General features: G+C 60.2%; 13 protein-coding genes and 1 tRNA gene. 10 read left to right on the plus strand and 4 right to left on the minus strand.

The annotated features are described in order from the left end of the window. Positions 1-10 precede the first annotated feature (10 nt). Together DBAC_RS15760 and DBAC_RS15765 are read left to right on the plus strand one after the other, a co-directional pair. The gene (locus DBAC_RS15760) at positions 11-1,186 is read left to right on the plus strand and encodes an MBL fold metallo-hydrolase (RefSeq protein WP_015775313.1); all 1,176 of its coding nucleotides are present in this window, start codon (positions 11-13) and stop codon (positions 1,184-1,186) included. 14 nt (positions 1,187-1,200) lie between these two features. Beyond that, positions 1,201-3,123 carry a CobW family GTP-binding protein gene (locus tag DBAC_RS15765; protein ID WP_015775314.1) on the plus strand — a complete coding sequence of 641 codons (1,923 nt, stop codon included), beginning with the start codon at positions 1,201-1,203 and terminating at the stop codon, positions 3,121-3,123. A 203-nt stretch (positions 3,124-3,326) separates the two neighbouring features. On the opposite strand, the gene DBAC_RS15770 is transcribed toward DBAC_RS15765, so the two are convergent. Next, a tRNA-Met gene (locus tag DBAC_RS15770) sits at positions 3,327-3,403 on the minus strand. 66 nt (positions 3,404-3,469) lie between these two features. Here DBAC_RS15770 and DBAC_RS15775 point away from each other — a divergent pair. Together DBAC_RS15775 and DBAC_RS15780 are read left to right on the plus strand one after the other, a co-directional pair. Then, on the plus strand, positions 3,470-4,201 hold the full coding sequence (locus DBAC_RS15775) for a glycosyltransferase family 2 protein (RefSeq protein ID WP_015775315.1): 732 nt from the start codon (positions 3,470-3,472) through the stop codon (positions 4,199-4,201). A gap of 83 nt (positions 4,202-4,284) precedes the next feature. Continuing rightward, positions 4,285-4,599 carry a lipid-A-disaccharide synthase N-terminal domain-containing protein gene (locus DBAC_RS15780; protein ID WP_015775316.1) on the plus strand — a complete coding sequence of 105 codons (315 nt, stop codon included), beginning with the start codon at positions 4,285-4,287 and terminating at the stop codon, positions 4,597-4,599. On the opposite strand, the gene DBAC_RS15785 is transcribed toward DBAC_RS15780, so the two are convergent. After that, the gene (locus tag DBAC_RS15785; RefSeq protein WP_015775317.1) at positions 4,554-5,141 is read right to left on the minus strand and encodes a phosphatase PAP2 family protein; all 588 of its coding nucleotides are present in this window, start codon (positions 5,139-5,141) and stop codon (positions 4,554-4,556) included. The two genes, DBAC_RS15780 and DBAC_RS15785, sit on opposite strands and share 46 nt — an antisense overlap. Before the next feature lie 132 nt (positions 5,142-5,273). Here DBAC_RS15785 and rpmH point away from each other — a divergent pair, with 132 nt between their 5' ends. From rpmH to mnmE, 6 genes are all read left to right on the plus strand, one after another. After that, positions 5,274-5,411, plus strand: coding sequence for a 50S ribosomal protein L34 (gene rpmH, locus DBAC_RS18550; protein WP_015775318.1), 138 nt, complete (start codon positions 5,274-5,276; stop codon positions 5,409-5,411). Next, complete coding sequence (gene rnpA, locus DBAC_RS15790) at positions 5,399-5,770, plus strand: ribonuclease P protein component (protein WP_043811143.1); 372 nt, start codon at positions 5,399-5,401, stop codon at positions 5,768-5,770. The genes rpmH and rnpA overlap by 13 nt, the downstream gene beginning before the upstream one ends. 18 nt (positions 5,771-5,788) lie before the next feature. Further along, positions 5,789-6,022 (plus strand): membrane protein insertion efficiency factor YidD, encoded by a 234-nt coding sequence (yidD, locus tag DBAC_RS18555; protein ID WP_015775320.1) that lies wholly within the window; start codon positions 5,789-5,791, stop codon positions 6,020-6,022. Between the two features lie 5 nt (positions 6,023-6,027). Continuing rightward, complete coding sequence (yidC, locus tag DBAC_RS15795) at positions 6,028-7,632, plus strand: membrane protein insertase YidC (protein ID WP_015775321.1); 1,605 nt, start codon at positions 6,028-6,030, stop codon at positions 7,630-7,632. An 87-nt stretch (positions 7,633-7,719) separates the two neighbouring features. Further along, positions 7,720-8,595, plus strand: coding sequence for a Jag family protein (locus tag DBAC_RS15800; RefSeq protein WP_015775322.1), 876 nt, complete (start codon positions 7,720-7,722; stop codon positions 8,593-8,595). Between the two features lie 34 nt (positions 8,596-8,629). Further along, positions 8,630-10,003, plus strand: a complete 1,374-nt coding sequence (gene mnmE, locus DBAC_RS15805) for a tRNA uridine-5-carboxymethylaminomethyl(34) synthesis GTPase MnmE (protein WP_015775323.1) — start codon at positions 8,630-8,632, stop codon at positions 10,001-10,003. 155 nt (positions 10,004-10,158) lie between these two features. Here the strand turns inward: mnmE and rnr are convergent, their stop codons facing one another. Both rnr and lpxK read right to left on the minus strand, forming a co-directional pair. Then, on the minus strand, positions 10,159-12,264 hold the full coding sequence (gene rnr / locus DBAC_RS15810; RefSeq protein ID WP_015775324.1) for a ribonuclease R: 2,106 nt from the start codon (positions 12,262-12,264) through the stop codon (positions 10,159-10,161). Continuing rightward, positions 12,242-13,333 (minus strand): tetraacyldisaccharide 4'-kinase, encoded by a 1,092-nt coding sequence (gene lpxK, locus DBAC_RS15815; RefSeq protein ID WP_015775325.1) that lies wholly within the window; start codon positions 13,331-13,333, stop codon positions 12,242-12,244. The genes rnr and lpxK overlap by 23 nt, the downstream gene beginning before the upstream one ends. Between the last annotated feature and the right edge of the window lie 11 nt (positions 13,334-13,344).

Genomic DNA, 13,344 nt, shown 5'->3' on the forward strand with positions numbered 1-13,344 from the left:
GGGAGTAATCATGAGCAACGATCAGAACACGTTCAGCCGACGCAACTTCTTCAAGGGAGCCGCAATGGGGACGCTGGGCGGGACCATTCTCGCCATGGGCGCCTATTCGTACAGCCCGTGGCGCAAGGCTTTTTTCTCCAGCGCGGAGCGCAAGATGGTCGATATCGGAGTGTGCAAGAACATCAAGGTGACGAACATTTCCGAGACAAGCTGGTTCAGCAACGCCGACCTCATGGGCGACATCAAGGGGGCGGGCGGACTGTTGGTCAACCAGTACAGCTACAACTGGCCGCCTTTCGCCGACGGCACGGGCCTCGGTAAGGGCAGCTACGAGTCCGGTATCGCCAAGATAAAGCATCTCTTGCCCCATGACCTCGAAGAGGCCTGGGCCATCACCGAGAAGCTTTCGGTGCACCCCGAGAACGCCGGCGGCTTCGCCTGTCTCATTGAGGTCGAGGAAATGGACGGGACCCAGCACAAATACCTGCTCGACAGCGGTTGGTCCTACAAGTGGATGGACGAATGCTTCAAGCGCGAGGGCATCGACGAGATGCTCAAGAATCGGGAAATCGAGGCCCTGTTCATTTCGCATGAGCATTTCGATCATTACTGGGGCGTTCCGGTCACGTACAAGTACGATCCGACCATCACCACCTACATTCCCGACGGCTTCTACAAGGAAGGCCTGCAGTACCTGAAGGACGCAGGGCACCAGGGCAAGGTGGTTACCGTCAAGGCCGGTCTTCAGCACGTCTCTCCGGGCTTCGCCTCCTACGTCTTCGGCGTCCCGATCATTTGCCGCGTCTACGGCGAGCAGTCCCTGTACTTCAATATCAAGGATGTCGGCCTCGTCAGCGTGACCGGGTGTTGCCACCAGGGTATCATCCAGTTTGCGGAGGCCGCCTACAAGGAAATCCGGTACGAAAACGACCAGCTGCACGGGATTTACGGAGGCCTGCACATCTCGCCCTTTGAAGACTGGGACCCGAAGTACGATGATCTGGTCCTTTCCTTGGGTAAATATGGTTTCCAGAAAATCGGGTGCAACCATTGCACCGGCATCCTCTGCGCCAAGAAGTTCGTCGAGGCCGGATATCCGGTGGTCAAAGGGACGGCCCGCTTCGGCTCCAAGGACGCCGTTTATCTCGGCAACGGCGACAAGATCGGTTTTGGCGTAGACGTCTAACCGCAGGATACATTATGGCTCATCCGGCGGCGGCAGGTTTGCCCTGCCGCCGCCGGTCACTGTGCGAGCCGGACAGCCTGTACGGAGTTCCCATGCTTTTCGACTCTTTTCTGCCGGGGGATCTGTTCACGCCTGACGGACAGGGCATGCAGGAGCTCTTCAGGGTCATTCTGATGCGCACGAATTTCGTGCCGGTGCTGCGTCACGTCATTGGGTGGCGTGGTCTGAAGCAGGTCCCTGGGCCAGTGGAATGCTGGACCGCCAAGGTCGAGGGCTTCGCTGGTGTGTTCGGGATTTCCTTTGGCGGCGTGGTCAATGGCCCGGATTGGGTCCGGGGCACTTTTCAGTTGCATTATTTTCCCTTTCCGGACGAGGAGCTGGTCGAACGGTGTTCGCTGCAGGCGGCGGCCTTGAGCCAGTCCGAGGAATACATGCCTCGCGTGCGTGATTTTATGGCCGACCCAGAGTTTGCGGCCCTTTTTTATATCGCGGACCTGATCCTGGGTGTCGATGGCGAGAAGAAGGCCCTGACGCTTGGCCTTGAGGGGCTCGACCGGTTGCGGCTGGTTTGCGAGGCGGGGGTGAGCGTCATGCGCGACGGGCGGGAGGTCGTTGTGATCGAGCCCGGCGGGCTTGATTCGGATTTTCCGGCCTTTGAGACGGCGCGCGGTTTTTTTGATGTTCTGGCGGCTTCTTTGACCTTCACTCTGGATCAGCCCCCGGCGGCTTTGCGCCAAGCCCTGGCACCGGGTTATGAATTACGGCGCTCCGTATCGGGCTGGGTTTCGGAGTCGGCTACCGATGACAACTGGCTGAGGGGCCTGGCGCTTTATTATGGGCAAGGGGATTTTAAAGGGAGCGATACGTTGGGCGACTCCATTCGCAAATTTTACCGCGTCGAACACGACTGGGCGGCCGGCACGCCCGTGCCGCAGGCGTTCGCAGGCAGTCCGTGGTGGAACTCCAATCGACTGCAGGGCGCGGCCAGCATCGACAAGAAAGCCCTCGGCGTGGACGGCAGGCCGCCGCTGATCATGCTGACCGGCTTTCTGGGTTCAGGCAAGACCAGCTTCTTGAAACATTTCATTGAATACCAGACGCAGCGCAGTCGCTTTGTGGCCGTGATCCAGAACGAGATCGGGGCCGTGGGTCTGGACGGCAAACTGCTGGACTATGCCGTGACGGAGATAGACGAAGGCTGTGTCTGCTGCACCTTGTCAGGCAGCCTGAACCGGGCCGTGAAAGGCATCATGTCGTCCTTCGATCCAGACTACATCATTGTCGAGACCACAGGCCTGGCCAACCCTTTCAACATGCTGGAGGAAATGGAAGAATTGACGGATCTGGTCCGCTTCGACAGCATCCTGACGGTGGTCGACGCGCCGAACGCGCAGCAAACCTTCGCCGAGCACTCCATCGCCATCGACCAGCTCCGGGCGGCGGATATCGTGATGCTCAACAAGCAGGACCTCGTCGATGCGGATCGGCTTGAGGCTGTCATCAAAATGGTAAAGGCGCACAACCCGCATGCGCCCGTGTTTCCCGCCGTGGGCGGTGAGCTCCATCCGGCCCTTGTGCTGGACGTCGATGACCGCCCGCACCGGGCTGTTGGGGGCAAAAGCCACGGACTGCATCATATTTCGCACATGCATGAAGGGCTTTGGTGCAAAAGCATTCTGCTTGAGGGCCCTCTTGAGCGTGAAAGGTTCCTTGAATCCGTAGACCGCCTCCCCGCATCCGTGTTCCGCGTCAAGGGCGTCATCGAGTTCACGGATTCCCCGCTGGCCCTGCTTTTTCAATATGTCGGTGGACGCTACGAGATTTCGCTCTTTCCCGAGCAGTCCGACCCGGACCGCTTCCTGACCCTCATCGGCAAGGGCGGCGACCCTCAGAACGCGGCTGCGGCAATCCAGGCCCTGGACGCATTCGGGACCTGAACGAACTGTGCGTGCCGGAAGTCATGGCTTTCAGGCACGGCGGTAATTTAGGCAAATTTGAAGTGAAAATATCGCGGGGAGAAGTCCGCAGCGTTGTCGATGTGCTCGCAAGAACGAGGGGCGGACGTGTTGGATTGGGTATCGGCTGGACGCCGATAAGAAAAAAGGCTTGCAATGTTTCCACTGCAAGCCTTTGATTTCTTTGGTAGCGGGGGCAGGATTTGAACCTACGGCCTTCGGGTTATGAGCCCGACGAGCTACCATGCTGCTCCACCCCGCGCCATGTGAGAAGAGCTTTCTATGTAGGTTTACAACGCTTGTCAAATGCTATATTCACTTTTTTCTTATGAAAAACACAATTAATAAAATTTCTTTAATTATTCCGGTATATAATGAAGAAGAAAATCTTCAGGATCTGTACTCGGAGATCACCCGCAGCCTTTCCGGATTGACCTGCGCCTATGAGCTTCTGCTCGTGGATGACGGCAGCTCGGACTCCAGTCTGGGCGTGATTCGTGCTTTGGCCGGGGCGGACGAGCGTGTCCGCTTTTTATCCTTTGCCAGGAACTGCGGGCAGTCCGCGGCCTTTGCCGCAGGTTTCCGCTATGCGGGCGGCGACGTGGTCGTGACCTTGGACGCCGACCTGCAGAACGATCCCGCCGATATCCCGGCCATGCTCGACGTCTACGCCCAGGGCGTGGACATGGTCATCGGATGGCGGGCCAAGCGTCAGGACAGCGTGGTCAAGCGCTGGGCCTCGCGTTTCGCCAACTGGGTGCGCAACAGGATCAGCCGTGAAACTGTCCGTGACACGGGCTGCTCTCTTAAAGTAATGCGTGCCGAGATGGTCAAGCGGATCCCCATGTTCACGGGCATGCACCGTTTTCTGCCCACGCTCATGAAGCTTGAAGGGGCGAAGGTGGCGGAAGTGCGGGTCAATCATCGTCCGCGCAGCAAGGGCGTCTCCAAGTACGGGATCTGGGATCGGGCCTGGTCCTCGGCCTACGATCTGCTCGCGGTGCGCTGGATGCAGAAGCGGCATATCGGGTACGTGGTTTCTGATACAAACGTTAAATGATATTTGAAGAGTGACCTGTTTTCCAGGCTGATCCCGGGCGCACGGTCCGGGCTGATCGGCTGGGCTGGGCGGAGCTTCATCATATGGCGCGTGCGCGCCTTGGGCGGAACATGGAATTGACGACGCAGTGGTGGCTCTTGGCCATCGGTTTTACGGGTCAGGGCTTTTTCTTCATGCGCTTTTTCTGGCAGTGGATCGTCTCCGAGCGGGAGAAAAAGAGCATCATACCCATAAGTTTTTGGTACTTCAGCCTGTTTGGCAGCTTTTTTCTGCTGACCTACGCCATCCTGCGCAAGGACATTGTTTTCATTGTCGGCCAGTCCACGGGCTCCATCATCTATACGCGCAACCTCTATCTGATCCACCGCGAGCGCAAACGGCTCCAGAGCACCGGATAGAGCGGGAGCAGGACCCCGGCCACAGCCAGTCCCGTGGCCCAGCCCGCCAGAATGTCCATGGGAAAGTGTTTTCCAAGATACATTCGCGAATAGCCGATCACCAGCGGCAGCGCCCAAATTGTCTTCTTGCGGAATGTGGCGAAAAGGACGAGAGCAGCCGCTGCGGAGTTGGCGGCGTGAGCCGAAGGGAAGGACGAGCCCTGCTGCTTGGTGGTCGTGAAATCCTGCGGCAGAGCGGCCCATGTCCCGGACTGCTGGAATCGCGTCTCGCCGACGCTCTGGTAGGGGCGCACCCGGCCCACGCTCTCTTTAATCAGGGAACAGGTCAGGTCGGAAGCGCCGATGCTTAACGCCAGTCCCAGGACAACGGTCGTGGACGCCCGCCCCAGCTTGAGGCAGATGGCCGCCAGCACCACGGCCAGCGTCCAGAGCACGGCATGGCTTGAAAACAGGGGCATGAGCATATCGAAAAGCGGATTCTGCCAGCTCTGGTTGATCCACCTGAAAAGGGTCATTTCCCAGTCGGGTGTATGGAAAAACATTTTTTTCTCCTTGCTCTGCCTAGTTTGGTGGAAGCGGGCGAAATTGTCCAGCGGGCAAGAGCGCTTGACATCTTGACGCATTAAGATTTTGCGGCTACTTTCCCAGTTTACTTTTTTTGAAGGAGAAACGAAATGAGCAAGAGAACATATCAACCGAGCACCACCAAGCGTAAGAGAAGTCACGGATTTCTCGTCCGCTCCCGGACCAAGAACGGACAGGCCGTGCTGCGCCGCAGAAGAGCAAAGGGAAGAAAAAGATTAGCCGTCTAGCCTATCCTCCCTCGTATCGACTGAAGAGACGGCCCCAGTTTTGCAGCTGTTATGACCGGGGCCGTCGTTTTTTTTCAAAGAGTTTCAGCCTCTTTGTGCTCGAGCGGGAAGACGCCGGACTGTCCTGGCGTCTTGGACTGACGGTGAGCAGAAAAATCGGCAAGTCCGTGCGGCGCAATCGGGTCAAGCGTTTGGTCCGGGAGTACTTCCGGCTTCACCAGCACGATTTTCGCTTGTGCGCCGACATTGTCGTCGTGCCCAAGCGGGGCGTTTGCGTGGATTCCATGGACCTTGCGCAGGTGTCCTCGGAACTTGGCCCGCTGATGACAAAAATCGTGTCCCGGGTTGGAGCGGCCTAGGCCTTTTGCGGAGTTTCCATGCGCCATGTCTTCGTACGTATCCTCTCCTTGTATCAGTATCTGATATCCCCGCTCTATTCTCCCTGTTGCCGTTTCACTCCTTCGTGTTCCGAATATGCCCGGCAGGCCGTCTTGTCTCATGGAATCTTTCGGGGGATGGGCCTTGCTTTCTGGCGGTTGTTGCGTTGTCATCCCCTGTGTGCCGGTGGTTACGATCCGGTTCCCACCCCTAACTTGTCAAAGAGAGATTGAAATCAATGGATAGCAATAAGCGCGTCATCCTCGCTGTTTCCTTGTCCCTGCTGGTGCTTCTGGGCTGGAATTACATTTTCCCCCCGGCTCCTCCTCTGGAAACGGCCCCCCAGAATCTTTCCGCACCCAACCAGACCGCGGCGCCCGCTTCCCAGGATGCGGCGCAGGTGATGCCTTCCTCTCCAACCGTGCAGTTTATTCCCTCCAAGGGGGAAAAGCTGTCCGTGGATACGCCCCTTTATCGCGCCGTGATCAATTCTTCCGGCGGCGTGCTGGAGAGTTTTGAGCTCAAGGAATACAAGGAAACCATTGATCCGGGTTCCAAAAACATCGATCTGGTCACGGCGCAGTCGGTGACCAAAGCCCCCATGGGTTTGATCTGGAATTCCCTGCCGACCTGGGCCCAGGGTGAGTGGACCGTGCAGGGCGGCGACCTGGATTTGGCTGCTGGCCAGAGCGGCACCATTCAGCTCAGCGGCGTCGTCGGCGGCGTGCAGATGGACCGGGTGCTGACCTTCACCGGCGGCACGTACGAGGTCAAGGAAGAGGTCAAGGTCACCAACGTCACTGCGGCGCAGGTGCAGGGGCATCTGGCTTTTTCCGTGTCCAGCGTGCCGCTCACGGCCGAGAGCGACAAGTACAACATGACCAAGATCGCCTACATGGCCGCCGGCAGCCTGACCGAGGAAGACAGCCAGAAGGACCTGCAGATCGGGGTGGAGTCGACGGCTCCGGCCCAGTGGGGCGGCATCGAGAGCAACTATTTCCTCCTGGCCATGGTCCCGACCTCCTCGGACATGTTTGCCCGCGCCAAGCTTGAGGACAATGTCTACCGCATGACCGTGGCCGACCAGGTGTTGCTTGATCCGGGCATCACGCAGCTGCGCACCGTGTCCTATTATTTCGGGCCCAAGACGGAGAAGGACTTGTCCCTCATGCCCAAGGATTTGAAGGGCAGCATGCACTACGGCTTTTTTCACATCATCGCCCAGCCGCTCAACCAGTTCCTGAATTTTCTGTACGGCTACGTCGGCAACTACGGGATCGCGATCATCATTTTGACCATCATCATCAAGCTTCTGTTCTGGCCATTGTCGCACAAGAGCTACAAGTCCATGGAACAGATGAAGAAGCTGCAGCCCATGATGGCCAAGATCCGTGAAAAATATGCTGATGACCGCGAGAAGATGAACTCCGAGATCATGCAGCTCTACAAGACCTACAAGGTCAATCCGGCCGGCGGTTGCGTGCCCATGCTGCTGCAGATTCCCGTGTTCTTCGCCCTGTACCAGGCACTGCTCGGCGCCATCGAACTCAGGCATGCGGCCTTCATCCCGACCCTGCCCTTCACCGATCTGGTCTGGCTGGCCGACCTTTCCGCCAAGGATCCCTACTACATCACGCCGCTGATCATGGGTGCGACCATGTTCCTGCAGCAGCGTCTGTCTCCGCCCATGGGTGATCCGATGCAGGCCAAGATCATGATGTTCATGCCTGTCATCTTCACGTTCCTGTTCCTGAACTTCCCGTCCGGTCTGGTTGTGTACTGGCTGGTCAACAACGTGCTGTCCATCGCCCAGCAGTCGTACATGATCAAGAAATCGAAATAGCGGCGTTTATGGCACGGCGTCCTCTACCGGGACGCCGGCCATGCGGCGGCGCTCGTTTTGATCTTCCGGCAACGTGAAGGAGATTTGATGAATACGTACAAGGATTTTCAGGCCAAGACCGTGGACCAGGCCATTGATGATGCGTGCCGTTTTTTTGCCGTTGAGCGCGACGCACTGGAAATTGATATCGTCAGCGGCGGGTCATCCGGAATATTTGGCCTGGGCGCCAAAAAGGCGACCATCCGGGCAAAAAGGCGCCGCCTCAGCCCGGCGCCGGAGCCATCTTTCGTGAGTGCGGTGGCGGAACGCGATGTTCCGGCAGGCGCTCCAAAACAGGACGAGGCAGAGGGCCTGGCCGAAGCCGAAGACGCTTTGGAAGTCGATGCCGCCGTCGATTTCGACGATGATGACGAGCCTCGGCCGGCCACGACGCTTTCCCCCGAGGAAAGGGTCCTGCTGGAAGCGGACATTCGCAAGATCATGACCGTCCTGCTCGCGCCCATCGCGGTCAATGTGACCCTGACCATCGACGCGGCAACAAGCCCGGTCACCGTGCATATCGAAGACGAGGACAATTCGGGCCTGATCATCGGCCGCGACGGGCAGACCATCACCGCCCTGCAGTATCTGGCCAACCGCATCGTCTCCAAGTCCTGGCCGCAAAGTCCGCGCATCCAGCTGGATGCCGGCGATTACCGGCAGAAGCAGGAGGAACAGCTCCTCGGCATTGCCCAGTTCCTGTCGGAAAAGGCGAAGAAGTCCGGGAGAGTGCAAAGCACCCGGCCCTTGTCCTCGTTTCACCGCCGGGTCGTGCACATGGCCCTGCAGGACGATCGCGGCGTGCAGACCCGCAGCAAGGGCGAGGGACATATGAAAAGGGTTCTCATCCTGCCGGTCAAGCGCGGCAAACCCGCCAGCCGTCCCCCCAGACGTCAGGAGCCCGCCCAGGCGCATCAATCCTAACCTTCGCGGGCCTATTGGCCCGTTTTTTTTTATCATGAACACAAACAACGACACCATCGTGGCCATCGCCACTCCTCCCGGCCAGGGCGCCATCGGCATTGTCCGTCTGAGCGGACCCTCGGCCGGGGAAATCGCGCGCTCTCTTTTCCATTCCTCCCGCCCGGGGTTCACGGACTTCAAGCCCTACCAGCTGCATCACGGGCAACTGCGTGACGGACGAGGAAATTTTCTGGACGAAGTGCTGGCGGCTTTCATGCCTGGTCCGGGCTCGTTCACGGGCGAGGATGTTGTCGAGCTGCAGTGTCATGGCGGCGGGGCCATTTTGCGCCGAGTGGTGGAGGAATGCCTGGCCGGTGGTGCTCGGTTGGCCGAGGCGGGCGAGTTTTCCAAGCGGGCCTTTCTTAATACGCGCATGGATCTGACCCAGGCCGAGGCCATCATGGAGCTGGTGGGCGCGCCCACCGCCGTGGCCGTGGGCCTGGCCGGGAGCAAGCTTGAGGGCCTGCTGGCGCATCGCATCGGCCAGCTTCGGGCCGGTCTTGAAAGCGTGCGCGTGCAGCTTTGCGTGGCCGTGGATTTTCCCGAAGACGAGGTCGAGTGCCTTGCGCCGCAGGACCTGGCCAGGGACATTGCCGAGATTCGCGAGGCCATGGCCGAGCTGGCCGACAATTACGACCGTGGCCGCTGCTGGCGCGACGGGGCCCTGGTGGTCCTGGCCGGGCAGGTCAACGCGGGCAAGTCGAGTCTGATGAACGCGATCCTGGGCATCAACCGGGCCATCGTGACCGACATCCCGGGCACGACGCGGGATTATCTGGAAGAGTCGGTGCAGATCGACGGCCTGCCGGTGCGGTTGGTGGACACGGCGGGCCTGCGGGCCGCGCTCGATAGCGTGGAACTCTTGGGCATCGAACGCAGCCGCGAGCTTCTGGCCCGGGCAGACCTCGTGCTGCTGGTCATCGACTCCGAGCTTGGGCCGGGGGCCGAGGATCTGGATCTGGCGGCGGAGACGGAAAACCTTCTGGTTGTGGCCAACAAGATGGATCTGGTCGCCGGAGAGCCAGCCTGGACGAGGGAAAGCCCTTGGAAAGACAAGGAGCTCTGCCGTCTTTGCGCCAAGCACGGCCAGGGCGTTTCCGGGCTGCTGGCCGCGATCCGCCGCATGGTGGCCGCCACCGGTGCTCCCGAAGCCGGAACGCTGGTGCCGAACCTGCGCCAGCACACTGCCCTAGTCCGCGCCGCGGAAGAGCTGGCTCACCTGCTGGACGAACTGGCCGCCGGACTGCCCTACGACATCCTCTCCGTGCGCCTGGACACGGCCTGCGCCATCTTGGCCGAAATCACGGGCGAGATCACCTCAGAAGAGGTGCTTCGCGCCGTGTTCGACGGGTTTTGCATCGGGAAGTGACCTGCCTGACTGTGAGAGAATGACAAATGGACAGGCTGTTCAAAAATAATGAGTTGCACGGAACAAAGAAAATCCAGATCCGAAGCGTATTGTGCATACGTAAGGACCTGGATTTTCTGCGGTGCCGCAGCAGGTTATCGTTTTCGGACGGCCTGTCAGGGCAGCGTGAAGTTGATCTCCACCCGCTCCAAGCTCACGGCTTCCAGCACCACGTTCAGGGTCTGGCCCATGGCGAAGGTCTTGCCTGTGCGTTGGCCTAAGAGATCCTGGCGCTCCGGGTCGAAGACGTAGAAGTCGTCCAGGGTCGCAAGCCGCACCAGTCCATCCACGGGCATGTCCAGTAGCTCTACCCAGAAGCCGAAATCGGCAACGCCTGAAACAACCCCGCGCATTTCTTCCCCGATCCGGTCCTCCAGGGCCAGAATGGCCGATCTCTTCTGAATCTCCCGCTCCGCCTCCATGGCTTTGCGTTCCAGGGCGTTCAGCCCTTCGCAGATGCCCTGCACGTCGCCCATGCTCATTTTTTCCGGCTCACCCGCGATCAGTCTTTTCAGGCTGCGATGCACCAGCAAGTCCGCGTAGCGGCGGATGGGCGAGGTGAAGTGGCAATATGCGACCGACGCCAGTCCGTAATGGCCGTCGTTCTCCGGCGAATACTGGGCCTGCATCATGGTGCGCAGGATGAGGCGGTTGACCAGATACTCGATGTCCGTGCCTTTGGCCGCATGGGAAATGTGCTGGAGTCCCATCTGGTTCATTTCCTTGGGCAGGCGGTCCACCAGGCTGGTGTGCGAGAGCATGCGCAGCAGGGTCTCCAGCTTTTTCTCGTCGGGCTGGGGGTGGATGCGGTACGGGAAGACGCGCTGCCGCGCGCCCATGTATTCGGCCACGCGCTCGTTGGCCGCGATCATGAATTCCTCGATCAGGCGGTGGCTGAAGAGGCGCGTTCCGGCGTGGACGCTGATGATGTCCTCGATTACGCGGACCTGGGCTTCGGGGATGTCGAAGTCCAGACAGCCGCGATCCATGCGCCGCTTCATGAAGATTTTGGCCAGTTCCTCGGCGTCGCGCAGCATGGGCAGCAGCTCGGCCGTGTCCTGGTCCGGCGTACCATCCAGGGCGGCCTGCACCTGGTTGTAGGTCAGGCGGGCCTGGCTCATGATCACGGCATTGTAGAGCCTCGGCGCGCCGGGTTCGCCGTCCATGGAATAGGGCGTGTCCACGACCATGGCCAGTCGCGCAACTTTTGGGCGCAGGCTGCACAGTCCGTTGGACAGGGCCTCGGGGAACATGGGCTCCACGGAGAGCGGGAAATAATAGGAATTGCCGCGGGCCAAGGCCTCGACATCCAGGGGCGAGCCTTCGGGCACGTAGTGGGCCACATCGGCGATGGCCACCACCAGCCGGTAGCCATTCTCCTGCCGTTCCACGTAGACCGCGTCGTCGAAATCCTTGGCCGTCTCGCCGTCGATGGTCACCAGGGCGAGCTTGCGCAGATCGTTGCGTTCCGCCCAGTCCTGGGGCGACGGCGTGTCTGGCAGGGCTTCGGCCTGACGCAGCGCGGGAACCGGAAACACTTCCGGGATGGAATAGCCGGTCTTGACCAGCAGTTCCTGGGTGGCCAGGTCCCGCTCCTCGCCCAGGCGGCGCAGGGCCGTGCAACGCCAAATGCCCTTTTCCTGCTCCTCGACCGGGGCTACGCTTAAGATGTCGCCCTTTTCAGGGTTGGGGACGTCGCTGGTATCGACCACCGTGTAGAAGGGCATGCGCGAGTCCGTGGGGTGGCAGAAATAGCTGTCCTGATGGATGCGCCGGCTGACCCGGACCAAGAGTTCTCGCGTGGCCCGGTCCAAAACTTCGACGACGCGTCCTTCCGGGGAGTCTTTTTTGCGCGAGCTGTCGACCACGGCAACGACCTTGTCTCCGGGCCAGGCTCCGCCGAAATTATTGGGGTGGATGAAGAGGTCTTTTTGCTTCCTGTCATCGGCAATGAGGTACCCCACTCCGGAGCGGCGCACGTCAAGGGTGCCGGTCATGCGCGGCAGGTTGTCAATGAGGCCGTAGCTCTTGCCCATCTGTACGATCTCGCCGCTCTCGACCATCTGGGCCAACGTGGATTTGATGACTTTCTTGAGGGAGGCGTCGGCGTCGAACAGATCGAAGATGTTCTTGCTGCGCAGCGGCGCGCCGGATTGGTGCAGGGCGGCAAGAAGGTTTTTCTTGGAAAATTTGAGTTGTTTAGCTTGTTTTTTCGGGGGCATGTAAAGTCCAGGGTAGGTTGTGAAATCGATCGCCGAGCCAGTCGCGAAAGGAAATGGGCCCGGCGGTTGAAAAAGAGGTGGTCAGCTGCGGCGTCCACAGCCGATCATCGGCAAAGGGCGCCAGCTTGACGGCGTCCTTGGGCGTGCAGACGATGTGGCCGCAGTCGTTGCGTTCGGCGGCCGCGACAATGGCCTGCCAGTCGGACAGGCCAAAAGGGTGATGATCGGGGTAGATCAGGTGGCGGACCGGCTTTTCGCCGAGATCGGTCTTGCACGTCTGACACACTTTGTCCGGATTGGCGATGGCCGTGACCAGCAGGAATCGCCGACCGTCAAGCGTGTCCTGGGTTTCGCCGGTCAGGGCGTTGGCCACGCCTCGGGCCGTGACCCGGAAAAAGAAGATGGGCTTGCCGAGGATGGCCAGCTTGATATGGGCGACCGTCTCCAGGCAACCGTCGTCGTTGTCGAACATGGTGTTGATCAGAAACGCGTCCGCCCGGGACAGGGCGGAAACGTCCTCGCGCCATGACCCGGCGGGGATGACCCGGTTCCATTCCTCGTCCAGATCACGCGGGGACAGCAGGCACAGGTTCAGGTCGCGCTGAACGCGCAGGTGCTGATACCCGTCGTCGAGGACGAACAGATCGGCCATTTTTCTGGCCGCGATCTTGCCGGCCCGCACCCGGTTGGGATCGACCAGGATCTGGGCCTGGGGGTGGGTGCGCTTCAAGAGCAGCGGTTCGTCGCCCGCTTCATGCGGCGGGCTTAAGAGCTGCACCGCATAGGGTCGGTGCGGCGGTTTGCCGCCGTAGCCGCGAGTCAGCACCGTGGGGCGAAGGCCCTCGTCGCGCGCCCAGTCCAGCAGCCAGGACACGACCGGGGTCTTGCCGGTGCCGCCCCAGGAGATGTTGCCGACGCTGATGCAGGGGGCGGGAGGCCTCCAGGAGGCGCGTTTGCCGGAAGCGAAAAGCCTGGCGCGCAGGCGCATCAGTCGTGCATAGGCCTTGCTTAAGGGGCCCAGGAAATGCGGGAACTGGCTTTGCAGACGAGAGATGCGGTCAGGAGTCATGATTTAGGCGC

Source organism: Desulfomicrobium baculatum DSM 4028, assembly GCF_000023225.1.
Classification (GTDB): domain Bacteria; phylum Desulfobacterota; class Desulfovibrionia; order Desulfovibrionales; family Desulfomicrobiaceae; genus Desulfomicrobium; species Desulfomicrobium baculatum.